The organism is Pelodictyon luteolum (assembly GCF_001622165.1).
GTDB classification, from domain to species: domain Bacteria; phylum Bacteroidota; class Chlorobiia; order Chlorobiales; family Chlorobiaceae; genus Chlorobium; species Chlorobium luteolum_B.
The window spans coordinates 17700-39934 of record NZ_LVWG01000003.1 but is presented as its reverse complement, the minus strand read 5'-3'; the positions used below and the strand labels follow the sequence as shown (position 1 = coordinate 39934).

General features: G+C 58.4%; 22 protein-coding genes and 1 tRNA gene. 16 read left to right on the top strand and 7 right to left on the bottom strand.

Annotation, left to right across the window (positions count from 1 at the left end; genetic code table 11):
- Positions 1–66 precede the first annotated feature (66 nt).
- Positions 67–2145, bottom strand: coding sequence for a sodium-translocating pyrophosphatase (locus tag A3K90_RS00265; RefSeq protein ID WP_303680630.1), 2079 nt, complete (start codon positions 2143–2145; stop codon positions 67–69).
- Positions 2146–2497: 352 nt separating this feature from the next.
- On the opposite strand from A3K90_RS00265, the gene A3K90_RS00260 reads away from it, so the two are divergent.
- From A3K90_RS00260 to A3K90_RS00250, 3 genes are read left to right on the top strand one after another with little or no spacing between them, the layout of a single operon-like run.
- Positions 2498–2950, top strand: coding sequence for a LexA family transcriptional regulator (locus A3K90_RS00260; RefSeq protein WP_041463845.1), 453 nt, complete (start codon positions 2498–2500; stop codon positions 2948–2950).
- A complete protein-coding gene (locus tag A3K90_RS00255; RefSeq protein WP_369690392.1) occupies positions 2928–4262 on the top strand; it encodes a Y-family DNA polymerase in 1335 nt (444 codons plus the stop codon). Before A3K90_RS00260 ends, A3K90_RS00255 begins: the two co-directional genes overlap by 23 nt.
- The gene (locus tag A3K90_RS00250; protein ID WP_303680629.1) at positions 4259–5092 is read left to right on the top strand and encodes a DUF1848 domain-containing protein; all 834 of its coding nucleotides are present in this window, start codon (positions 4259–4261) and stop codon (positions 5090–5092) included. Before A3K90_RS00255 ends, A3K90_RS00250 begins: the two co-directional genes overlap by 4 nt.
- Here the strand turns inward: A3K90_RS00250 and A3K90_RS00245 are convergent.
- The 3 genes from A3K90_RS00245 to A3K90_RS00235 form a co-directional block, all read right to left on the bottom strand.
- Positions 5089–5694 carry a cytochrome b/b6 domain-containing protein gene (locus tag A3K90_RS00245; protein ID WP_011357932.1) on the bottom strand — a complete coding sequence of 202 codons (606 nt, stop codon included), beginning with the start codon at positions 5692–5694 and terminating at the stop codon, positions 5089–5091. The two genes, A3K90_RS00250 and A3K90_RS00245, sit on opposite strands and share 4 nt — an antisense overlap.
- A complete protein-coding gene (locus tag A3K90_RS00240) occupies positions 5691–7301 on the bottom strand; it encodes a tetrathionate reductase family octaheme c-type cytochrome (protein ID WP_041463844.1) in 1611 nt (536 codons plus the stop codon). The genes A3K90_RS00245 and A3K90_RS00240 overlap by 4 nt, the downstream gene beginning before the upstream one ends.
- A gap of 158 nt (positions 7302–7459) precedes the next feature.
- Positions 7460–8506 carry an endonuclease/exonuclease/phosphatase family protein gene (locus A3K90_RS00235; RefSeq protein ID WP_303680628.1) on the bottom strand — a complete coding sequence of 349 codons (1047 nt, stop codon included), beginning with the start codon at positions 8504–8506 and terminating at the stop codon, positions 7460–7462.
- Positions 8507–8584: 78 nt separating this feature from the next.
- Here A3K90_RS00235 and A3K90_RS00230 point away from each other — a divergent pair, with 78 nt between their 5' ends.
- The 13 genes from A3K90_RS00230 to A3K90_RS10245 all read left to right on the top strand — a co-directional run bounded on the left by A3K90_RS00230 (position 8585) and on the right by A3K90_RS10245 (position 19413).
- A complete protein-coding gene (locus A3K90_RS00230) occupies positions 8585–8989 on the top strand; it encodes a hypothetical protein (protein WP_011357929.1) in 405 nt (134 codons plus the stop codon).
- An 88-nt stretch (positions 8990–9077) separates the two neighbouring features.
- Entirely contained in the window at positions 9078–9797 is a 720-nt protein-coding gene (gene purC / locus A3K90_RS00225) for a phosphoribosylaminoimidazolesuccinocarboxamide synthase (RefSeq protein WP_011357928.1), read from the top strand.
- The gene (locus tag A3K90_RS00220) at positions 9794–10438 is read left to right on the top strand and encodes a DedA family protein (RefSeq protein ID WP_011357927.1); all 645 of its coding nucleotides are present in this window, start codon (positions 9794–9796) and stop codon (positions 10436–10438) included. The genes purC and A3K90_RS00220 overlap by 4 nt, the downstream gene beginning before the upstream one ends.
- A gap of 103 nt (positions 10439–10541) precedes the next feature.
- A complete protein-coding gene (locus tag A3K90_RS00215; protein ID WP_011357926.1) occupies positions 10542–11447 on the top strand; it encodes a transketolase in 906 nt (301 codons plus the stop codon).
- A gap of 15 nt (positions 11448–11462) precedes the next feature.
- Positions 11463–11999, top strand: coding sequence for a 16S rRNA (guanine(966)-N(2))-methyltransferase RsmD (rsmD, locus tag A3K90_RS00210; RefSeq protein ID WP_303680627.1), 537 nt, complete (start codon positions 11463–11465; stop codon positions 11997–11999).
- Positions 12000–12011: 12 nt separating this feature from the next.
- Positions 12012–12518, top strand: coding sequence for a pantetheine-phosphate adenylyltransferase (gene coaD, locus A3K90_RS00205; RefSeq protein ID WP_011357924.1), 507 nt, complete (start codon positions 12012–12014; stop codon positions 12516–12518).
- Between the two features lie 17 nt (positions 12519–12535).
- Positions 12536–13744 carry a pyridoxal phosphate-dependent aminotransferase gene (locus A3K90_RS00200; protein WP_303680626.1) on the top strand — a complete coding sequence of 403 codons (1209 nt, stop codon included), beginning with the start codon at positions 12536–12538 and terminating at the stop codon, positions 13742–13744.
- 7 nt (positions 13745–13751) lie between these two features.
- Positions 13752–14513, top strand: a complete 762-nt coding sequence (locus A3K90_RS00195; RefSeq protein WP_011357922.1) for a lysophospholipid acyltransferase family protein — start codon at positions 13752–13754, stop codon at positions 14511–14513.
- A gap of 41 nt (positions 14514–14554) precedes the next feature.
- Positions 14555–15550 carry a stage 0 sporulation family protein gene (locus A3K90_RS00190; protein WP_011357921.1) on the top strand — a complete coding sequence of 332 codons (996 nt, stop codon included), beginning with the start codon at positions 14555–14557 and terminating at the stop codon, positions 15548–15550.
- A 67-nt stretch (positions 15551–15617) separates the two neighbouring features.
- Positions 15618–17726 (top strand): methionine--tRNA ligase, encoded by a 2109-nt coding sequence (gene metG, locus A3K90_RS00185; protein WP_303680625.1) that lies wholly within the window; start codon positions 15618–15620, stop codon positions 17724–17726.
- 46 nt (positions 17727–17772) lie between these two features.
- Positions 17773–17845 (top strand) — tRNA-Met (locus A3K90_RS00180).
- A 254-nt stretch (positions 17846–18099) separates the two neighbouring features.
- Entirely contained in the window at positions 18100–19167 is a 1068-nt protein-coding gene (locus tag A3K90_RS00175; RefSeq protein WP_303680624.1) for a DUF1343 domain-containing protein, read from the top strand.
- A gap of 123 nt (positions 19168–19290) precedes the next feature.
- Positions 19291–19413, top strand: a complete 123-nt coding sequence (locus A3K90_RS10245; RefSeq protein ID WP_338047141.1) for an antitoxin MazE-like protein — start codon at positions 19291–19293, stop codon at positions 19411–19413.
- Positions 19414–19476: 63 nt separating this feature from the next.
- On the opposite strand, the gene cfa is transcribed toward A3K90_RS10245, so the two are convergent.
- The 3 genes from cfa to A3K90_RS00155 form a co-directional block, all read right to left on the bottom strand.
- A complete protein-coding gene (gene cfa, locus A3K90_RS00165; RefSeq protein ID WP_303680622.1) occupies positions 19477–20598 on the bottom strand; it encodes a cyclopropane fatty acyl phospholipid synthase in 1122 nt (373 codons plus the stop codon).
- 73 nt (positions 20599–20671) lie between these two features.
- The gene (locus A3K90_RS00160) at positions 20672–21286 is read right to left on the bottom strand and encodes an STAS domain-containing protein (protein ID WP_011357917.1); all 615 of its coding nucleotides are present in this window, start codon (positions 21284–21286) and stop codon (positions 20672–20674) included.
- Positions 21287–21452: 166 nt separating this feature from the next.
- Positions 21453–22214: a YdiY family protein gene (locus A3K90_RS00155; RefSeq protein WP_303680621.1), complete on the bottom strand. Its 762-nt coding sequence runs from the start codon at positions 22212–22214 to the stop codon at positions 21453–21455.
- Between the last annotated feature and the right edge of the window lie 21 nt (positions 22215–22235).

The window sequence follows — 22235 nt, the reverse complement described above, 5'->3', positions numbered from 1 at the left end:
AGAGGGTGAAAACAGGGACGGCCTTCATTTGAAGGCCGTCCAATGGTACGAAAAGCTGCCGAGTTATCAAAGCAGCGGGGCAATCACGAGCGCCACAACCGCAATCAGCTTCATAAGAATGTTGAGGCTCGGGCCGCTGGTATCCTTGAGCGGGTCGCCCACCGTGTCGCCGACAACGGCGGCCTTGTGGGTATCGGACCCTTTACCGTAAACCACTCCGTCGAACTCGATCTTGCCCTCGATGCGTTTCTTGGCATTGTCCCATGCACCGCCGGCGTTCGACTGGAAGATGGCCATCAGCACGCCCGATGAGGTCACGCCGGCAAGCAGACCGCCGAGCATGTCCTTGGATATGAACCCGACCACTACAGGAACGAGCACGCCCATGAGGCCGGGAAGGATCATTTCGCGGATGGCTGCCTTGGTGGAGATGTCGACGCAGTGCGCAAACTCTGCAGGAGCAGTTCCTTCGCGCAGGCCGGGGATTTCACGGAACTGGCGGCCGACTTCGTTGATCATGTCGCTTGCTGCGCGCCCTACCGCTCCCATGGCCATGGCGCTGAATACGAACGGCAGCATGGCACCGATCAGCAGGCCTGCCATGATGATCGGCTCTGCGATGTCGAGAGAGGTGATGTGGGCCTGCTGGCGGTAAGCAGCGAAGAGGGCCAGGGCCGTCAGGGCTGCGCTGCCGATGGCAAAGCCTTTGCCTATGGCGGCGGTGGTGTTTCCGACTGCGTCAAGCTTGTCGGTCCGTTCACGCACTTCGGCCGGGAGCCCTGCCATTTCGGCGATGCCGCCGGCGTTGTCGGAAATCGGTCCGTAGGCATCGACGGCCAGCTGGATGCCGGTGACGGAGAGCATGCCGAGGGCTGCGATGGCGATGCCGTAGAGGCCTGCAAAATAGTGCGAGGCGACGATTGCTGCAGCAAGCACGAGGACGGGAAGGGCCGTCGACATCATGCCGACGCCGAGGCCTGCAATGATGGTTGTTGCCGCACCGGTGATGCTCTGGCGGGCGATGCCGATGACCGGTGCCTTGTCGGTGGAGCAGTAGTACTCGGTGATGAGGCCGATCATGACGCCTGCGGCCAGACCGATGATGACGGCATAGAAAACATTCAGCGAGCTGTAGACGATGCCCTCAGCCGTCCAGCTTGCGGGGAGGTATGCTGTGATGAGGAAGTAGCTGAGCACCGCCATGACGATGGATGCTCCGAACTCGCCCATGTTGAGGCCGGTCTGCGGGTTGCCTCCCTCTTTCACCTTCACGAGGAACGATCCGGCGATGGAGACCAGGATGCCGACTGCGGCAAGCACCAGCGGAAGCATGACGGCGGCGATGGGGTTGGGGAACCCGATAGTGTTGAATACGGGGATGAACGCGGCACCGAGCACCATGGTTCCGATGATCGAGCCTACATAGCTCTCAAAAAGGTCGGCGCCCATGCCGGCCACGTCACCCACATTGTCGCCCACGTTGTCGGCAATGGTGGCGGGGTTGCGCGGGTCGTCTTCCGGGATGCCTTCATAGACCTTTCCTGCCAGGTCGGCACCGACATCGGCCGCCTTGGTGTAGATGCCTCCACCCACGCGGGCAAAGAGCGCGATGGACGATGCCCCGAGCGAAAAGCCGGATATGAGGTTGATGACTTCAGCCATGTCCGTGAACATCTGGCTGTAGATGATGAAGAGTCCGGACAGGCCGATGATGCCGAGCCCGACGACGGAAAGCCCCATGACGAGACCGCCCGAAAAGGCGATGTTGAGCGCCTCTCCGAGGCCTGTTCTTGCAGCATGGGTGGTGCGCACATTGGCTTTCGTCGCCACCCTCATACCGAAGTATCCGGCCAAAGCGGAACAGAACGCTCCGACGACGAAGCTCACGGCGATGATCGGGGATGTACCCTCTCTGCCGCTGTTGGCGAAGGCGAGAAGAACTGCAACCGATGCGACGAAGATGACGAGGACCTTGTACTCGCGCTTCAGGAACGCAATGGCCCCGTCGGCGATGTGCCCGGCGATGGTCGACATTTTTTCAGTACCTTCCGGCTGCTTTGAAATCCAGGAGGCTTTGAACAAGGCATACAGCAGCGCAAGTACTCCGGTGAGAGGAATTGCGTACAGCACAGTTGAATTGTCCATGGCTTTTTTTTGTTGGATGTTTGAACGTGCGAACGTGCGAACGTGCGAAATCCACTGTTCCGGTGTGAGGAACAGTAGATCCGGGCTTCAGGGAAGCCGATGCTGCAAAAGGCCAAAGAACAGGACCGGCGTGCCGGCTTATGATGGAGTCTAAGTCATAGTAAAGATGAAATTTACGATTTATGAAGCGGACTGCAAACTTCAGGGCGGGCTCCGGGGCGTTATTCACGGTTCCGATCCTGTTAATTCTTTCGATATGGCGTATCATAAGGGTATATAGGAGGCCCCCCTCCGGGCGGGTTCTCTGCTACTTTTCTTGCCGGCTCCTGGAATGTTTCGTTTATTAACCCTCATGCGACTAAGCAGCATACACCATACTCTTTTCCTTGATTTCTATCGGGCCGACCTCTCGGTTCCGCTGCCGCTTCCTTTGGCTGAAACGGCTGTTTCGGCAGGGTTTCCCTCGCCGGCCGAGGATCATCTCGAAGTTACCCTTGACCTCAACCGGGCCCTCGTCCGCCACCCCGATGCAACCTTCTATGCGCGGGTGAAGGGGAGTTCGATGATCGAGGCCGGCATCGCCGAAGGCGACATCCTTGTCATCGACCGCTCCCTGGATGCGAAGGAGGGCGACATCGCGCTCTGTTTTCTGGATGGGGAGTTCACCGTCAAGCGCATTGCCATGGATGACGGGGTGCTCATGCTCATGCCTGAAAACAGCGCATACAGCCCCATCCGGATCGGCGAGGAGAGCGATTTCCAGGTGTGGGGTATCGTCACGTATGTCATCCACAAGTCCCGCTGAACGGGGAGCGCTTATGTTCGCCCTTGCCGACTGCAACAACTTCTATGTGTCCTGCGAGCGGGTCTTCAACCCCATGCTTTGTGGGCGGCCGGTGGTGGTGCTTTCCAACAATGACGGCTGCGTCATCGCCCGCTCCGAGGAGTCGAAAGCGCTTGGCATAGCGATGGGTACTCCGCTGTTCCGGTGCCGGGATGTGATTGGCCGCCACGGCGTCGCAGTCTTTTCTTCCAACTACCCCCTCTACGGTGACATGTCTTCACGGGTGATGAACACCCTCGGGGCCATGGCTCCGGAGCAGGAGCGCTATTCTATCGACGAGGCTTTTTTCGACCTCTCCGGGTTCCGGCGTTTCGGCCTCAGGGAGCATGCGGCCCTCATGCGACGCACCGTGCTCAAACACACCGGTATCCCCGTCAGCATCGGCATCGCCCATACCAAGACCCTCGCCAAACTTGCAGCGAAGGCGGCCAAGAAAGACCCCTCGTGCGGCGGCGTGCTCATGCTTGAGGGGGCGGACCGGGTGCGCCGTGCCCTTGCGTCCACCCCTCTGGAGGATGTCTGGGGTATCGGTCGGCAGTGGAGCCTGAAACTCGCTTTGCAGGGTATTCAAACCGCAGCCGACTTTGCCGGTATGCCTCCCGCGCTTGTGCGCCGGCTGCTCGGGGTCACCGGCGCAAAGGTACAGGCTGAGCTCCAGGGGCACCGATGTCTCCCGCTGGAGCTTGTCCGGCCCATGAAACAGACCATCTGCACCTCCCGTTCGTTCGGCCGGAACGTTTTCTCGGTTGAGGAACTGCAAGAGGCTGTTGCAAGCTTCGCTTCCCGGGCCGCTTCGAAGCTTCGCCGTGAGGGCTCGACGGCCTCGCTTCTCACCGTCTTCATCTCCACGAGCCCGTTTGCCGCTTCCGCTCTCCGGCGCGAGGCCTCACGCACCGTCTCTCTTCCCCGTGCGGCCGACGATGCCATGACGCTCGTCACGGCCGCCTCCCGGGTGCTCGAGGCGATCTACCAGGGCGGCCACCCGTACCGGAAAGCCGGTGTGCTTCTCGGAGCCATTGCTCCGAAGAACCCTCCGGGAGAGTCATTCCTGCTCTTCGGCGACGAGGGTGAGGGGAGAGCTGAAGCGCTCCAGCAGGTCATGGAACAGGTCAACCTCCGCTACGGAAACGGCAGCATCCGCCTTGCCGCGGAGGACTCCCGGGCCTGGGAGCCGCTTTGCCGGCACATCTCCCCACGCTACACCACTTCCTGGGAGGAGATCCTCCGGGTTCCCTCCGCACCGCAGGCCCCACCCGCTCCCGCTCACAGGTGATCATCAGCGCAAGCCGCCGGACCGACATACCGGCATGCCACGGGGAGTGGTTTATGGAGTGCCTGCGAGCGGGTGAGGTGCTGGTTCCCAATCCCATGCGGCCGAGCCAGGTGAGCCGCATTGCCCTCAACCCCGATGCCCTTGAGGGCATCGTGTTCTGGACGAAAGATCCAGGCCCCTTCATGCCCTTCCTCCCGGAGCTGGACCGCATGGGCTACCCCTACTACTTCCTCTTCACCCTCACCCCCTACGGCACCGACATCGAGCCGTGCCTTCCTCCGAAGCCGCTTCTCGTGGACCGGTTCCGGTGCCTGTCAGAGCATCTCGGTCCTGAACGGGTTATCTGGCGGTACGATCCCGTGATCCTTACCGCACGGATGGACGTCCAGTGGCATCTGGAATCGTTCGCTCACTTCGCCCGTGAGCTCTCGGGTTATACCCGGCACGCCATCATCAGCTTCGTCGACCGGTACCGCAAGACACAGCGGGCGATGCAGGCTCTGGGAACGCTTGAGCTGGATGCTGCAGCGATGGAGGCTGTTGCGGGAGGCTGTGCCCGTATTGCCGCGGAGTGCGGTATGGAGCTTTCCGCCTGCGCCGAGGCGCTGGACCTGTCGCAGGCGGGCGTACGCCCTTCGAGCTGCGTCGACAGGGATCTGCTCCTCCGGATTTCGGGCCGTGCTCAGCTGGACCTTGGGCTCGGGCGGAATAGGGAAGGAGGGAGAAAAAAAGATCCCGGCCAGCGCCACCAGTGCGGGTGTGCGCCAAGCCGGGACATTGGAACCTATGGAACCTGCAGCCACCGCTGCCTCTACTGTTACGCCTCCTAGTCCTCCACCTCTTCCCAGCCGGTGATCATGGCCTTGATGTTGGAGGTGACGGTGTGGCCGGTGGTGGTCATGTAGACGTGCATCACCACGAACCCGATGAGCAGGTAGGCAAGGAGCGTGTGGATGTGGGCCACCGGCTCGAGCCATGCCGGGTTCATGCCGAGGTCTACCAGCTCATTGAAGTAGTAGTAGATGAACCCGAAAATGATCTGCAGCGGCAGGCCGACAAGCGTGAGGCCGAGATAGGTGATACGCTGCAGCGGGTTCAGCCGGGAGATCTCGTTTTTCTTGAACGGGTGCGGCTCGTTGCGGAAGATCCCGATGACATAATAGCGGGCCTGCATGAGGATCTTCTCGACCAGGTTGCCCTCCGTCAGGTACTGGCGGAAGTCACCGGTGGTGATGTACCAGAAGAAGGCCAGGACAATGAAGCTCAAAAGCGCGACGGCAAAAAAGTTGTGCACATGGAATGCCGCTTCGTAGCCCATGATCTTGAAGAGCCCGTGAACCTCCATTCCCGTGAAGAGAAGGCCGAAGATGATGAGGGCCTGCATCCAGTGCCAGAAGCGCTGAAACCGTGCATACAGATAGATTTTCCTCATGCTCTCTCCTCCCGTTCCTTGTGTTTTTTTGTGGTGTAGTAGCGCACGATGCTGTGGATGATGACTCCTCCCAGTGAGCCGACGGTGACGAGGAGTCCGATGATTTCAACGAACAGGTTGACATCTCGGCCGGGAAGGTAGAATCCCGAGAGGTTTTCAAGCCGTCCTCCGCGGGCGTGGCACTCCACGCAGCCGAGCGCATCTTCTTTAGGTGAAACCATGTGCGAAATCGGCCAGAACATTTCGGTTTCTACGAACCCGTAGCTGCCGCTGTACTTAAGCCCGGACTCCCTCATGCCCGCTTCTATCGAGCGCTTCCAGTCGAAGTCCGACCAGTAGGCGCCGGAGCCTTTCGGGCCGAAGAGTTTCGGCTTGACGAAGTGCTTCAGCTCCGTGTCGTAGGGCTGGAGCCCGCGGTGCACCTTGAAGGGCCATATGCGGGAAAGTGTATCGCCGGTCATGCCGGAGGGACGGTTGACCGACACCACTCCTTTGTCGTTGATGGTGGTGTGGAATGTCACGTAGTTCATTTCGCCATTGAACCAGCGGTACTCGGGCCGAGCGTTTTTCTCCCAGCGGAACTCGCCCTTTTTGGTGACGTAGGTCGGCATGCCGGCAGCGTCCTTTTTCGTGATCATTTTTCCCTTTTCGTCGAACTTGCCCGCCTTCGACCAGTCCCACCACATTTTCGTCGGGCGCTCTTTTGCGATATGGGGGATATGGCATGTCTGGCAGGCCACCTTGTCGATATGGTCGTTGAGCTTCTTGTTCTTCCGGTGCGGTTCGAGGCTGTGGCACGAGGCGCAGGATGTCGGGAAGTCGTCGGCCAGGGGATAGTCGAAGCCGTGGGTATCACGAGCCATAGGTGTGTAGCGGCTGCCGGGAACCTGATGTCCTTCGGTTTTATGGCAGTCGACGCAGGTCATGTTCAGCTCGTTTTTGCCCGTCGCCATGTGCACGTCGAGCGAACGCGGCCCCTTTATGAGTGAGCCGTCCAGGTCTCCGTGCTTCACCGCGTCGGCCCCTCCGCCTTCAAAATGGCAGATGCCGCAGTTCTGGCGGTCCGGGTTCTGCACGTTCCGGGCAACGTAGGAGAGGTTTACTTTGGGGTACTTCTTCTTTTCCTGCACCGTCGCCTCGTAGGCGGGGTGGCCGGCTCCGGCGGGCAGCTTTTGGTACGTGCCGGTTCCGTCATGGCAGATGAGGCAGTCGACGTTCTGTTCGCTCCTGAAGTCGAACTGCTTGTCTTTCCATCCGTACCCCACATGGCAGGACGTGCATCGCGCTTCGTTGCTTTCAACGGAGATGCAGAAGTTGTTCACCACGTTTTTCTTGCCGAGCATCTTGCCGTCTTTCATCGGCACTTCCCAGGTCCAGTGCTTGGTGCGGTGGACCTGTTTTGCAGCTTCGGTGTGGCACTCGAGGCAGGCTTTTGTGACTTCGGGCCCGCTTTTGAACTCCCGCTGCAGCTGCCGGAATTTGCTGTGGTCGGCCGTCGAGACCGAGAGAGAGTCCTTGGGGAGGTGGTAGACCGCTCCGGAAAGAGGCCCTGAGGCAAAGAGGATGAGCATAACCGGCAGAATCCGGCCCACGAGCACTTTCATCATGGGTGGTTTGTTTACGGTTGCAAAAGAGAGAGAGAGAGGAAGAATCAATTAGCAGTAATGTACGTATAAGTTTTTTATAAATAACAAGATAACGATTGTTAACGGACTGTATCGGCCAGTCGGAAAGGTTCTTTTTGCGGGGGAAAAGTACGCAGGAATCAGTGCGGGTGCGACGTGGTGGCGACTTTGAGCAGGAGGGGGAGATGGTCGCTGTAGCCGCCGCTGTATTTTCCTCCCTCATAGGTTCTCCAGGGCTTTTTCCCGGATTTTGTGAACATGGGGCGGAAGAAGAAGCAGCTGAACGCACCGGGTTCATCGGTGCGGATGCCGGGGCCGGAGAGCATGCCTTTTGAGACCAGGATCTGGTCGATCCGTTCCCACTGGCCCCGGTAGGAGTAGCTGCCGGGCTGGCTGCTTCCACCCCAGCAGTTGTAGAGGGTGCCGTCCTTGGCTCGTTGGGCCTGCAGACGATTGAGGGTGCCGCGGAGGGTGCGCCTCACCGATCGGTCCTGGGGGCTGTCGTTGAAGTCGCCCATGACGATGATGTCGGCATCCGGGTTCTGGAGGAGGAGGCTGTCGGCCGCAGCCCTTGCCACCCTGGCGGCCATGATGCGTTTCTTCTCAGTCAGGGCGCTGCCGAATGCGCGGGAAGGCCAGTGGTTGAGGATGAGGGTGAAGGGGCGGCCCCGGTTCTTGAACCCGGCGACGATGATGTCCCTCGTTGGACGCCCATCCTGCGGAACGCTGTAGGTCTTCATTCCGGTGAAGTCCAGGCGCTCCGGATCATAGGCGAGCGCGATGTCGATGCCTCTCAGGTCGGGGGAGTCATGGTAGAGGGCGCGGTACCGGGCTCCCTTGATTTTCTGGAGGGCACGGCGGAACACGGCACCGTTCTCAACCTCGGCGAAGGCGAGCACGGCGGGAAGCTGGCCGTAGTCAGGATGGGTGGCGATCGCCTGCATGACGTAGGCGATGCGCATCTCTTTGAGAAGGAGTTTTTTAGGGGTCCAGTGCAGCCGGCCTTCCGGGGTGAACTCCTCGTCGGAGATCCCTGGATCATCCGTCGTGTCGAAGAGGTTCTCGACGTTCCACCACAGGAGGAGCAGGCTTTCGGGGCGGTCATCTACAGTCTTTTCACCGCCTTTGGCCACTCCATGGAGAAGCGAGAGGAGCAAAAAGGCGGAGAGTATTTTTTTCATTGTCATAATCAGTATGCTTTATGTAACTTAATCGGGATTTTTCCAGTTTCAATTTTTATTTCATTCACTGCAGGGGAACGCGGTATGGATCGGAAACGAGATGTCAAGGACCGTGCCAAGGACATTCTTGAAGAGACTCTTGACAGGGAGGCAGTCATCGTCCTGACCAGAATTTCCGAAGAGATGCAGCTGGTATTCGAAGCCCATCCGGAGCCCTCTCTGGAGGATGTCGAACGTATTGTCACGGCTTTTTTTCTTGAGAAGGGCAAGACAGAGCCGTTTATCGAAGACTGGATCCATACCTCCTGTGAGCACAGTCGCTCGCGAGGGCTGGATGACAGAGACCAGCCGAAAGCCATGCTCTCCGACCTCGGAGTGTTCCGGTTCATGAGTTTCCTCAAAGATCGCGGCCTAACCGACGACCAGATCACGATCGTGCTTACCGGCGCGGTACAGCAGGCTGCTTCAGAGCGTACGGACGGGCGCTGAGCAAATCCTCTTTCCACCTGCGCCCCAGAGGGCGCCGCCATCCTTTTTCACCCGTTTGTTATCACCTACTCACCAACGTAACCGCATAATGAAAAAGACAACGCTCCTCCATGAAGGCAAGGCAAAGAAAGTGTTCCTGACCGATGAAGCTGATCTCGTCATTCAGGAGTTCAAGGACGACGCCACCGCATTCAACAACAAGAAAAAGGGCACTATAGCAGAAAAGGGGGTGGTGAACAACGCCATTTCCTGCAAGCTCTTCACCATGCTGGAAGGCGAGGGGGTCCGCACCCATCTGGTAGAAAAACTCTCCGACCGCGACATGCTCTGCAAGAAGCTTGATATCATCAAGGTCGAGGTTGTCGTGCGAAACATCGCCGCAGGTTCTCTGGTGAAGCGCTACGGGTTTACGGAAGGAAGTGTGCTCCGGGAGCCCATCGTCGAGTTTTACCTCAAGAACGACGATCTCGACGACCCGTTGATGAACGAATCGCATGCCGTGGCTCTCGGTGTGGCCAGCCTTGATGAACTTGCCGTGCTTGGAACACGCGCCCTCCGGGTCAACGAGGTGCTGAAGCCCTTTTTTGCCGGCGTGAAGCTCAAGCTTGTCGATTTCAAGCTAGAGTTCGGCCGCCATCACGGCGAAATCCTGCTCGGCGACGAGATCAGCCCCGACACCTGCAGGTTCTGGGACCTCGAGACCAACGAAAAGCTTGACAAGGACCGGTTCCGCCTTGATCTTGGCGGCATTGAGGATGCCTACAGCGAAGTGCAGAAGCGGGTACTCGGCTCAGGGGCGCTTTCATGATGGAACCTGCGATACAGTGGCTGCAGCAGGCAGACCCTCTTTCGGTCTACCTCCTGCTGTTCCTTGTCGCTTTCCTTGAAAACGTCATTCCCCCGATTCCGGGGGACGTGCCGGTGGCTTTTGTCGGCTACATGATCTCCTTCAGCACGATTTCGATGGGCTGGTCGCTTTTATCGGCCACCCTCGGTTCCACGGCCGGGTTCATGCTGCTTTTCCTCTTCAGCCGGGGGCTCGGCGTCCGTCTCTATGCCGACGATGCAGGGCCCGTGAAGCACTGGCTCTCCCGCAGTCTCCACAAGCTTTTCCCCCCCGGTGACATGGTGGTCCTGCGCAGGAAGTTTTCCCGGCACGGCTACCTTGCCGTCCTGGTAAACCGGTTCCTGTTCGGTTCACGGGCCGTCATTTCCATCATGGCGGGCCTCATGCACCTGCATGTGCCCCGGGTTCTTCCGGCCGCATTTCTGAGCTCGCTCCTCTGGAACCTGCTCCTGCTCTACGGCGGCTACTTCCTTGGCAGCAACTGGCAGGAGGCCTCAGGCTATCTTGCGCTCTACAGCGTGCCTATCACGATTCTTTTCGCGCTCTTCCTTTTTTTCGCCCTCCGCAGATTTCACAGGGAGAGAAAGCGCGAAGGTGAGTGAGTTTTTTTTGTTATTTCTGCCAAGCCCTTTAACTTTCGGCTTACCGGGCAAGAGCCACTGAATTTCCCTTTATTTTTCATACACGAACGCAGTACTACTCCCCATGGCAACTTTAAAGCGCTATCCTGCTGAAAAAAAAGGCGAGCTACTTGAGCTCGGCTCACTTGAAGACCTCAAGGCTATGGCCCGCCAGGTCCGCCGCGACATCGTCCGCATGCTCTCAATGGCCAGTTCCGGCCATACCGGCGGCTCCCTTGGCATGGCAGACATTTTCACAGCCCTTTACTTCAGGGTTCTCCGCCACCGCCCCCATGATTTCTGGGACCATGGCGACCAGGACCTGCTGTTCCTCTCCAACGGGCACATCGCTCCGGTATGGTACAGCGTCCTTGCCCGTTCAGGATACTTTTGCCTCTCGGAGCTCGGTTCCCTCCGCCAGCTCAACTCCTATCTCCAGGGCCATCCGACGTGTGAGGCAGGGCTTCCCGGCATCCGCATCGCGTCCGGCTCACTCGGCCAGGGTCTTTCGGTTGCAACGGGAGCCGCGCTCGGCCAGCGCATGAACAGGCAGGGTGGACATGTCTTCTGCCTCATGGGAGATGGCGAGTGCCAGGAGGGCCAGATCTGGGAGGCTGCGATGAGTGCCGCCCATTACGGCCTCGGCAACATCATCGGCATCGTCGACTACAACAACCAGCAGATTGACGGAGAGGTGGAAAACGTCATGGGTATCGAGCCCTTCGCAGACAAATGGCGTGCATTCGGCTGGAACGTCTATCACTGCGACGGCAACGACATCGAGGACTTTGTCGCCACCGTCGAGAAGGTGAAGCTGGCGGCAGCCCCGAACCCTTCAGTCATCCTTGCTGTCACCATCATGGGCAAGGGGGTTCCGTTCTTTGAAGGCACCATGGAGGACAATACCAACTGGCACGGCAAGCCGCCCTCGAAGGACGATGCCGAAAAAGCGCTTGCGATCCTCGAAGAGACCCGCTTCGGCGATTTCTAGGGCAACGGGCCTCCAGTGCAGATCATCGCGGGCAGATACCGGGGCCGCAGGATAACGACTGCCCCCCTGCAGGATGTTCGTCCGTGCAGCAGCAGGGTGAAGAAGTCGATTTTTGACATCCTTCACTCCAGAATGGATTTCGAAGGGTCCTGTGTGCTCGACCTTTTTGCAGGCTTCGGTTCCCTTGGCTTTGAGACCCTGAGCAGGGGAGCCACCAGGGTCACCTTCGTCGACCGTCATCCCGTTTCGCTCCGCTCCCTCCGGAAAACGGCAGGAGAGCTCAAGGTGGAAGAGATGGTCTCTATTGTGAATGAAGACGTCACCCTGTTTCTGCAGACGGAGACCGGTTCCTTCGACCTGATATTCGCTGACCCCCCGTATGCATGGGAAGACTATCCCAGGCTGATTGAGGGCATTATGGCAGGAAGCCTCCTCGAAGAAGATGGCTGGCTGCTCATCGAGCACGATGCGCACGGTGATTTTTCCCTTTCGCCCTACTACTCGTTCCACCGTGACTACGGTATGACGAGAATTACTTTTTTTCAGCATTGAATTCCCTGCACCATGAAAAAGAAAGCCATATATCCAGGCACGTTTGACCCGTTTACCAACGGACACCTCGACGTACTGGAGCGGGCGCTGACGATTTTCGAGGAGGTAACGGTGCTCATTGCCGAAAACAGCAATAAAAACACCCTCTTTACGGTGGAGGAGCGGATGGACGCAATCCGCGAAATCACCATCGGTATGGACGGGCTGCATGTGGAAGTGCTGCATGATGGTCTTTTGGCCGAATATGCCCGTGACGTGGGCGCCAATGCCATCATCAGGGGGGTGCGCCAGGTAAAGGACTTCGAGTACGAGTTCCAGCTCTCGCTTTTGAACCGCCACCTGAATCCCGATGTGACCACCGTCTTTCTCATGCCGAATGTCAAGTACACCTACATCGCCTCCTCCATCATCAAGGAGGTCGCAATGCTTGGCGGTGACGTCAGCAAGTTCGTGCACCCTTCCGTGCTCTCGATGCTGCACCGCAAACGAAAAGAACTGAAACCTAACACCACATCATAAACGAATAACAGACCACTATGCCGACCACCACTTCGCCTGCAGAAAAATACCTGACACGCCGGGTCAGGAGCATGCAGGAATCGCAGACCATGAGGATTTCAGCACTTGCCAACGCCATGAAGGCCGAGGGCAAGGATATTGTCAGTCTTTCAGCCGGGGAACCTGATTTCCCGACCCCTGACTTCGTCAACCTGGCCGGCATCGAGGCCATCCGTTCCGGCTTTACCCGTTACACGGCCAACTCCGGCATCCCCGAGCTGAAAAAAGCCATTGTGGAGAAGTTCCGCCGCGACAACGGCCTGGAGTTCCAAACGAACCAGGTCATGGTGAGCAACGGCGGCAAACAGACGCTTGCCAACACGTTCCTCGCCCTCTGCGAGGAAGGCGATGAAGTGCTTATTCCGGCCCCGTTCTGGGTCAGCTTCCCCGAAATGGTTCGCCTGGCAGGTGCAACCCCGGTAACGGTTCCGACCTCGATCGAAAACGGCTACAAGATGACTCCCGCCGACCTTACGGCTGCCATCACCCCTGCAACCCGCATGCTGGTCCTGAACTCTCCCTCGAACCCTTCAGGCTCTGTATATAGCGAGGCGGAAGTGCGTGCGCTGATGGATGTGCTCAAAGGCCGCGAGATCTTTGTCCTCTCCGACGAGATGTACGACATGATCGTTTACGGCGGCGTCAAGGCGTTCTCGCCCGCCCGCATCCCCGAAATGAAGGAGTGGGTGATTGTCAGCAACGGTGTTTCGAAAACCTATGCCATGACCGGCTGGCGCATCGGCTACCTCGCCGGCCCCAAATGGATCATCGATGCCTGCGACAAGATCCAGTCGCAGACCACCTCGAACCCCAACGCCATCGCACAGAAAGCTGCTGTCGCCGCCCTCGAGGGCGATCAGTCGGTTGTCGAGGAGCGGAGGCGTGAGTTTGAAAAACGGCGCGACTTCATGTTCCATGCCCTCAACGCCATTCCCGGCGTGGAGGCAACGCTTCCTGAGGGTGCATTCTACATCTTCCCCTCCATCAGGGGCATCATCGGCAGGACGCTTGGCGGAAAGGTGATGAAGGATTCGGCAGACGTGGCCGAGTACCTCCTCAAGGAGCATTACGTGGCGACGGTTCCGGGTGACGCGTTCGGTGCCCCCGAAAACCTCCGCCTCTCCTATGCGGCCTCAATTGCCTCTCTGGAGGAGGCTGTCCTCCGCATCAGCCGCGCATTCCAGTGAGGACTTGATGCTGTATGTCCGGCGCAGCAGGCTGTACACCCTCTGGTTCGGCTGGTACTCGCGCCGGCAGTTCAGGCGGTTTTTCAACTCCGTGAGGGTGTTGCTGGACCCCGCCCTCAGGGAGATGGACCTCCGTGTGCCCGTCATCTTCCACTGCAACCACGCATACTGGTGGGACGGGTTCTGGTCGCAGCTCCTCACAGAGGAGTACTTCTGCCAGAACCTTCACATCATCATTGAAGAACGACAGCTCCAAAAGCACCGGTTCTTCACCCGTCTCGGGGCATTTTCACTCAACAGGGAGAACCCTCGCAGTGCGGCCCGGACTCTCTCCTATGCGGCCGAACTGCTCCTTGCCCCCTCCGAGAGGCAGAACGCGCTCTGGCTCTTCCCGCAGGGAAGGATCGAGCATGTCGACCGGCGCCCGCTCGGCTATTACCGCGGGGCGGCCTCCATCGTGAAGCGTGTTCTGGAATCCAGAGAGAGCATTTACCTTGTTTCAGTTGTCAGCCGGATTGAATATCTTGAAGAACAGAAACCTGAGCTGTTCCTGTCGATCGCTCCACCAGAGAAAGTCACCCGGGAAACGTTTCCTGGCACGGAGCGGCTGACCGGCCTCCTTGAGGAGGAAACTTCGGCCCGGCTCGACACGCTCAAAGAGAACGTCATAGCCCGCCGGCTTGAGGGGGCCCGTACCCTTCTTAGGGGAAAGGCTTCGATAAACCGGCGGATTGAAACCTTAAGGCGCTTTTTGCGCCCCATACATTAAGGCGCTTTTTGGCGCCTCACCTAAGGAGTGAAATAACGACTATGGGTAATGTTGTATGCAGCTGCCTTCAGGGCGACAACGCACAGGTCAGGCTGCGGCTTTCACAGCTGCTGCACAGCGAAGTCGAAGAACTTTACTCCGGCTCCGCTGATGAGGTGACCGGCGTAGAGGGAGATATCTGTGAAGTCGAGCTTGCAGGCTGTCTCCGTGACTTTTTCCTGAACAACACAGCCGTGCCGCTCGATGTCGGCCAGGAAGTCATCGTGGAGTCAGACGGGGGGTATGATTTCGGTATGGTCTATTCGACGGGCCGGATAGCCCGCAAGAAATTCGTTCTCAAGGGGCTCGACCGGAAGCATGAAACCCGTCCGGTAATCCTTCGTCTGGCTACCCCCGAGGATCTCGTGATGCTTAAGGATGTGATGAAAAAGCAGGATGAGATCCGTGACGTCTGCATTGCGAAGGTACGGCGCCACGCCCTTGAGCTGAAACTGGTCGACGTGGAGCTGCGCATGGACCAGCAGAAGCTTTCCATCTACTACACCTCGTCGCACCGCGTCGATTTCCGCAACCTTGTGCGCGACCTTGCCGGGGAGTTCCGTGCAAGGATCCAGATGGTGCAGATCACGACGCGCGAGGAGGCCCGGCGCGCCAATGCGTTCGGCCCCTGCGGGTGCATGCTCTGCTGCTCGAGCTGGCTCCAGAAGATCCATGCCAATCCGTTTGCCGACAAGACCCAGTATGCTGATACCGGCAATGCCGACAGCCACGCCTTCAACATCACCGGTCTCTGCAACAAGCCGAAATGCTGTCTCGGGTTCAGTAAAAACGATCCGGCCGCTTCCTCCTGCAAGGGGCCGCAACTGCCCGTCGCCGGCACATTGCTCTCGACCCCCGACGGCCCGGCCGTCATCGACAGCGTCGACTTGGAGAAGAAAGTGGTATGGATCGTTTATGAAGCGGGTTCGCGCAAACGCCGACTGCCGCTCGAACGCTTCAACGCCATGTTCCTTCAGAAACGGGAGCGCCGCAGCTGAGGGTTGCGGGGGGATCCACCGTCCTAGTACAAACAGTTTTTACCAGCTTTTTCCAGATTCAGTTTTTATGGCCCAGTTCAAAAGAACGCTTGTCACTACCGCTCTTCCGTATGCAAACGGTCCTGTCCATCTCGGCCATCTTGCCGGCGTATACCTTCCGGCCGACATCTATGTCCGCCACAAGCGCCTGAAAGGGGAGGAGGTTCTCCATATCGGCGGTTCAGACGAGCACGGCGTGCCGATCACCATTACGGCGGAGAAGGAAGGCATCAGTCCGCGTGACGTGGTCGACCGGTACCACCGGATGAACCTTGAGGCGTTCCTGAAGTGCGGCATTTCATTCGACTGTTACGGCCGCACCTCATCGGAACTCCATCATGAAACCGCCCAGGAGTTCTTCCTTGAGCTGGAGCGGAAGGGGATTTTCAACCGCAGGACCGAAAAACTCTTCTACGACGCCGAAGGCGGGCGCTTCCTCTCGGACCGCTATGTGAGCGGTACCTGCCCCATCTGCGGCAGCACCGAAGCCAGCGGCGACCAGTGCGAACAGTGCGGCACGCACCTCAGCCCGATGGAGCTCATAAACCCGAAAAGCAAGATCTCCAACGCCACCCCGGAGCTACGCGACACCCTCCACTGGTATTTTCCGCTCGGGCGCTACCAGGCTGAACTTGAGCGGTTCGTCAACTCCCACGAGGATGACTGGCGCCCGAACGTCCTCAACTACACCCGCACCTGGCTCAAAGGGGGCCTCAACGACCGGGCCATCACGCGCGACCTCAACTGGGGCATCAAGGTGCCGCTCGGCGAGGCGGAAGCGGTAGGCAAGGTGCTCTATGTGTGGTTTGACGCCGTCCTTGGCTATATCTCCTTCACCCGGCAGTGGGCTGAGGAGCAGGGCGACCGGGATCTCTGGCGGCACTGGTGGCAGGACCCCGAAACCCGTCTCGTGCAGTTTATCGGCAAAGACAACGTTGTCTTCCATACCCTCATGCTCCCCGCCATCCTCATGGCCTGGAACGAGGGTCGGGAGGATGGGATATACAACCTCGCCGACAACGTGCCGGCATCCGAGTTCATGAACTTCGAGGGCCGGAAGTTTTCCAAGTCGCGCAACTACGCCGTCTATCTCGGTGAGTTCCTCCAGAAGTTCCCTGCCGATACCCTCCGCTACAGCATCGCGATGAACTACCCGGAGAACAAGGATACCGATTTCAGCTGGACCGACTTCCAGAACCGTACCAACGGTGAACTGGCCGATACGCTTGGCAACTTCATCAAGCGCTCAATCGACTTCACCAACTCGCGCTTCGGGGGCGAAGTGCCGCACAGCTGCACCGTTCAGGAGTGGGAAGGGCTCGGTATCGACTGGTACGCCACCCAGAGCCAGCTCGACCAGGCTTACGAGGGGTTCCATTTCAGGGAGGCCGCAACCATCGCAATGGACATTGCGCGTGCAGCCAACCGTTTCCTTACCTCGGCAGAGCCCTGGAAAGCCATAAAGACCGATCCTGAAGCTGCCGGAAGGACCATGGCGCTCTCGCTGAATCTCTGCCATGCACTCTCCATTGCCCTTTATCCTGTCATTCCCGAAACCTGTGACCGCATCCACAGGATGCTTGGCTTCAAGGGTGGAGTGGACGGCCTTGTACGCAAATGTGAGCCCATCCTCAAGACACTTCTTGAGCCAGCTCTTCCGATGGGACACAAACTCAGCCCCGAGAGTGAAATCCTGTTCAGAAAGATTGAGGACCAGGAGATACAGCCCGAACTCCAGAAGATCGAGCAGCTCGTCCGTGAAGCCGAAGCGCGCGAAGCGGGAGCCATTGAGGTGAAAATGGAGTTCAAGCCGGCAATCGGGTTCGACGACTTCCAGAAAGTCGACCTTCGGGTCGCCACGGTGAGGGCCGCCGAAAAGGTCAAAAAGGCTTCGAAACTGCTTAAGCTGCAGGTGCAGGTCGGCTCAACCCAGCGTCAGGTGCTTGCCGGCGTTGCCGAACACTACAGCCCGGAAGAGATGGTAGGCAAAAACGTGCTGCTTGTAGCCAACCTTGCGCCCCGCACCATCCGCGGTGAGATTTCCGAAGGGATGCTGCTTGCCGTCGAGGGTGAAGGGGGGCGGCTTTTCATGGTTGAACCGCAGGGAGCGAAAATAAATGGCCAGAGTGTGCAATAATAATTTGGAAATGATTCGGGATTCCGTACATTGTGCATACAAACACCGTGGGGTGGAGCAATTGGTAGCTCGTCGGGCTCATAACCCGAAGGTTGCAGGTTCAAGTCCTGTCCCCACCACAAAGCAGAAGCCGGTCCTCATAAGGGGAACCGGCTTTTCGCGTTTTCCGCGGTGGGGGAGCCGGTCGAGCTGGTTTCCTCCGGCTTTTCTTCCTGCTCGTTTTTTCCCTTTCATAATTACCTCTCTCATCATCGCTCTCTTTCTCGTTCCGGGCTCGCTGATTCAGTGGGAGCGCGCCGAGGCAGGAGAGCAGCTGCTCTCTGGCATCGACAGTCTGGAGGTAACCGGCTGCAGTGATCTTAAAGGCCTCCGGGTGGGCCTTATCACCAATGCGGCTGCACGGACCAAGAGCGGGGAGCAGGGGTATCGGATGATGCTCCGCCAGGGGGTCCTTCTCCGCTATCTTCTTTCACCAGAGCATGGGTTCGCCCTCGATGTGGAGGCTGGAGAGAAGGCCGGGGGAGCGGTTCTTTCCGGTAGCCTCCCGGTCCATTCGCTCTACGGGGCCTCGCGCCGACCCGATCCCTCGCTGCTTCGGGAGGTCGATATCCTGGTGTTTGATCTCCAGGATGTCGGTGTGCGCTGCTATACCTATATCTCCACCATGAAGTATGCCATGGAGGCATGCAGCGAGGCGGGCATTTCCTTCATGGTGCTCGACCGCCCCAACCCCATTTCACCGCTTGGGAGGGGAGGGTTCATGCTCGAACCCGCATCCACCTCGTTCGTCGGTTCTCTCGATGTGCCTTTCCTCCACGCCATGACGGTCGGTGAAATAGCCCTTTTCATCAAAAAAAGGTACTGCCCGGATCTGTCGCTGAGGGTCGTGAAAATGAGCGGGTGGGACCGCGGGCGCTTCGGCGATCAGTTTTCCGGCTATAGTTTCCGGAGCCCCTCCCCGAACATCCGGAGTGTTGAGGGGGCCATCCTCTATCCTGCAACGGTGTTTCTTGAGGCAACCAACGTCAGTGAGGGCCGCGGGACAGGCCATCCCTTCATGCAGTTCGGTGCGCCCTTTATTGACGGGGAACAGCTCGCCCTGCGTCTGAATCTGTACGCTCTTCCGGGCGTCCGCTTCAAGGCGGTACGGTTTGTCCCTACGTCGTCGAAGTTCAAGGGCGAGGAGTGCCGGGGTGTGCGGCTGCAGGTGACCGATCGCGACGTGTTCGATCCCTTCATGACCGCTTCCGTCATACTCTCTCTGCTCCATAACCGCTACCCGCAGGAGTTCGGCATCGACCGCCACCGGACTTTCTTCGACCGCCTTGCCGGCACGCCCCGGTTCCGTGAAATGATCACCTCCGGCATGACGCCCCGCGATATCGTGGCTGAAAGCCGGCGTGAGGCTGAGGGTTTCCGGCCCCTTCTGCTGTATCCCTGAGGGTTTCCTTCCGTAAAAAGGCTCCCGCAAGAATACAGGGGACTCATGACCGGGAGCAGACAGAAAGAAGACAGAAGTATCTCCAGCTGTTACGAATGCGAGGCCTGAGGTCATTTATGGTCGTTGTTCCGGACACCCGGCATTGCAGGATTTGGCGATGAGTGCCGCCGCCAGTCTCGTCTGTTGGTACATGATCGTATAGAACCCGACGTGGTCCGCTTTCTTGAGAATGCCGCAGACCCGTGAGGGCTGGAGGACATGAACGCGCGGCAGGGGAGCCCCAACAGGCATACCATGGTCTTCAAAGGGCTATCGCGGCACGCCCTTTTGGCTGTTCATACCCTTTTTTGAAAGCAGCACCTGCCAGAGCTGGATGTTGCGGGCCCTGAAGGCTCCTGCAAAGCTCAGGAGATAGTAGTTCCACATTCTTCTGAATGTGTCGGAGTAGTGGTGGCGGAGTTGTGGCCAGGCGGTTTCGAAGTTGTGGTGCCATTCCATGAGGGTCCGGGCGTAGTCCAGGCTGAATACGTGCCAGTCTTCAAGCATGAACCGCCCTTCGTAGGCCCCGGTGATCTGGCTTGCGGCAGGGAGCATGGAGTTGGGGAAGATGTACTTTTCACTCCACGGGTCGCCGCTTGTCGAGGGCCTGTTGGTGCCGATGGTGTGGAGGAGTGTGACACCGTCTTTTTTGAGGCAGCGATTCAGGGTGTCGAAGTAGGTTCGGTAGTTGCGGTACCCTACGTGCTCGAACATGCCGATGGAGTAGATACGGTCAAAGGTTTTCCGGATGTCGCGGTAATCCATGAGCTCTATCTGTACATCTCTTGTGCGGCATCGCTCCCGTGCAAGGCGGTGCTGTTCGCCGGATATGGTCACCGCCGTAACCTCCACCCCGTACTCCTCGGCTGCGAACTTTGCCGCCCCTCCAAAGCCGCATCCGATATCGAGCACCTGCATGCCGGGCTTGAGGTCGAGTTTATTGAATACGAGCCGGAGTTTCTGTTCCTGCGCCTGTTCGAGCGTATCGGCATCCTTCCAGTATCCGCAGCTGTACATCATCCTGCTGTCGAGCATGGCCTGGAACAGGTCGTTGCCGGTATCGTAGTGCGTTCTGCCGACGGTCCATGCCCTCCGGGGTGCCTGGCGGTTCATCAGCCTTCCGAGGCTGTGCTCCAGGAACCCCCGGAAGCCTGATACCTTTTTGTCGACGCCTGCCCGGAGCACCCTGTAGATGAACTCATCAAGGGCGCGGCAGTCCCACCATCCCTCCATATAGGATTCACCGGCTCCGAGATGGCCGTCGGTGAGTATGCGGCGATAGAAACGTCTGTCGTGGACCTTGATGTCCCAGGGTTCCGGCCCGTTCACCTGGATGCCGGCAGGCTGGAGCAGGCGCTCCACATGGCTCCGGCACAATGAAAAATCCCCCATGGCATAGACTCCTTTGCAGTCTTTCCTCGGGGGATGTTGCGGTCAGTTACTCCGGTATTGAAGGGGCCATCGTTCAGGCCCGTGTGCTTTTCTTTCCGTTTCTGCCGATCGTGGGTCCGGCGGTTTTTTTCGGACGACCTCTCTTCTTGCTCCCTTCGCCTTCAACCCGGTCATCGCCGGTCAATTCTTCTTCATCATCATCGAAAGATGATACGCCCATATCATCTTCATCGATCACACTGTCAATGTCGTTCTCGTGGAGCAGGTCCAGCTCGTCACCGACTTCGTCCGGGTGGTCGTATGCTGCGGATTTAGATTTTGCGCGCGAGCAGCGCCGGGTTTTCATGGCGGGTTCGACCAGCGTCACCACCTCGTTGATCGATGAGAATATATAGAGCTGCTTGTCGAGGTTGGTGAGTTTGAGAAGATCTTTGATCTGTTGGCAGAGAGCGACGAATATAGCGAGCCCGTGGGCATGGTTGGCAAGCTGATGGGTGAGGAGTATGGAGCTGATGCCGCATGAATCGATCGCCTTGACATGGCTGAAGTCGATGATGAGGTTGGTGCTGCCGCTTTCTATGAGATCCTCTACGGCTTTCTTGTACGAGGTGCCGTGCCGGAAATCAAAGACGGTTTCCTCGATTTTCAGAATGGTCAGTTCCTTGCGGTTCGATACTGAGTGCTTCATTGTAAATTCCTACGATAAAACCTGTAAGATATTACGGGCAGAACCTGTTAAGACTTTCCCGGAAACAGCCGGTCTCCTCCTTGTCCCACAGAATTATTATAGGCAAAAAATCCACACACAAAGAATTTTTTTTATGCGCTGAAAATGCCGCACCTCGTGGTGATTCCTACCAGTTGTACCCGAATTTCAGGCGGTAGGAGAGGTCCCAGGGTTTGATGTTTTCCCCGACGTCGCCGCTGTACTCGGCCTTGAGTTCCGCACTGGTGCTGAATCCTCCCCGGATCGGGATTTTCAGGCCGGTCCAGGTGTCGAGGATGACACCCGAGAGGCTCTCAACGTTCACGAGGCCTTTCTGGTGATGGTAGAGCTCGAGGGTGTCAGTAAGGAGCGTGTGGCTGCAGTCAAGCGACCAGGAGCCGGCCATGTAGTTGTTGCCGGGTATGGCCGTGAACCGCTCACTCACCAGATCCGCTCCGAGTTCGGTGCTGAGGCGGGTTTCGGGGGTGTGGATGAACTGGAGCCCGAGATAGGGGCCGGCGGCGAAGCGGAGGTCGAGTCCAGCGATGCGGTCGGTCTTGAAGTCCACCTTCGCGCCGTAGTAGCGGAGAGGGGAGGCGATGTGGTCGTATTTGGCGAGCACGTACCATTTGTCGTTCGTCGTTTCTCTTTCCGTGGTGTCGTACTCCAGTTCACCTGACAGCTTTACCCGGTGGCGGAGATGCCGCCACTCCATGGCTGTGTCTACATCGGCTTCGTCAGATCGCGTATTGCCCCGGTCTAAGTTCAGCGACAGTGCGGCCTCGCCTTTGAAGAGGTGTCCATCGCCGGTCACCCACGCTTCGGGGTTGATCTGCTGCACCGGCAGCAGATCGGCCTGCACGAGGGCGGTGGACTCCATGATCCTGCCGTCTTCCAGAAGGATGCGCATGGGTTTCTCTGTGGCTCCGTC

Coding starts and splice junctions, on each gene's coding strand:
- A3K90_RS00265 (WP_303680630.1), bottom strand. CDS start 2,145: ATGGACAATTCAACTGTGCTGTACGCAATTCCTCTCACCGGAGTACTT.
- A3K90_RS00200 (WP_303680626.1), top strand. CDS start 12,536: ATGCCGACCACCACTTCGCCTGCAGAAAAATACCTGACACGCCGGGTC.
- A3K90_RS00215 (WP_011357926.1), top strand. CDS start 10,542: ATGGCAACTTTAAAGCGCTATCCTGCTGAAAAAAAAGGCGAGCTACTT.
- A3K90_RS00190 (WP_011357921.1), top strand. CDS start 14,555: ATGGGTAATGTTGTATGCAGCTGCCTTCAGGGCGACAACGCACAGGTC.
- A3K90_RS00195 (WP_011357922.1), top strand. CDS start 13,752: ATGCTGTATGTCCGGCGCAGCAGGCTGTACACCCTCTGGTTCGGCTGG.
- metG (WP_303680625.1), top strand. CDS start 15,618: ATGGCCCAGTTCAAAAGAACGCTTGTCACTACCGCTCTTCCGTATGCA.
- cfa (WP_303680622.1), bottom strand. CDS start 20,598: ATGGGGGATTTTTCATTGTGCCGGAGCCATGTGGAGCGCCTGCTCCAG.
- coaD (WP_011357924.1), top strand. CDS start 12,012: ATGAAAAAGAAAGCCATATATCCAGGCACGTTTGACCCGTTTACCAAC.
- A3K90_RS00155 (WP_303680621.1), bottom strand. CDS start 22,214: ATGCGCATCCTTCTGGAAGACGGCAGGATCATGGAGTCCACCGCCCTC.
- A3K90_RS00255 (WP_369690392.1), top strand. CDS start 2,928: ATGTCATCCACAAGTCCCGCTGAACGGGGAGCGCTTATGTTCGCCCTT.
- A3K90_RS00245 (WP_011357932.1), bottom strand. CDS start 5,694: ATGAGGAAAATCTATCTGTATGCACGGTTTCAGCGCTTCTGGCACTGG.
- A3K90_RS00235 (WP_303680628.1), bottom strand. CDS start 8,506: ATGACAATGAAAAAAATACTCTCCGCCTTTTTGCTCCTCTCGCTTCTC.
- A3K90_RS00240 (WP_041463844.1), bottom strand. CDS start 7,301: ATGATGAAAGTGCTCGTGGGCCGGATTCTGCCGGTTATGCTCATCCTC.
- A3K90_RS00230 (WP_011357929.1), top strand. CDS start 8,585: ATGGATCGGAAACGAGATGTCAAGGACCGTGCCAAGGACATTCTTGAA.
- purC (WP_011357928.1), top strand. CDS start 9,078: ATGAAAAAGACAACGCTCCTCCATGAAGGCAAGGCAAAGAAAGTGTTC.
- A3K90_RS00260 (WP_041463845.1), top strand. CDS start 2,498: ATGCGACTAAGCAGCATACACCATACTCTTTTCCTTGATTTCTATCGG.
- A3K90_RS00160 (WP_011357917.1), bottom strand. CDS start 21,286: ATGAAGCACTCAGTATCGAACCGCAAGGAACTGACCATTCTGAAAATC.
- A3K90_RS00220 (WP_011357927.1), top strand. CDS start 9,794: ATGATGGAACCTGCGATACAGTGGCTGCAGCAGGCAGACCCTCTTTCG.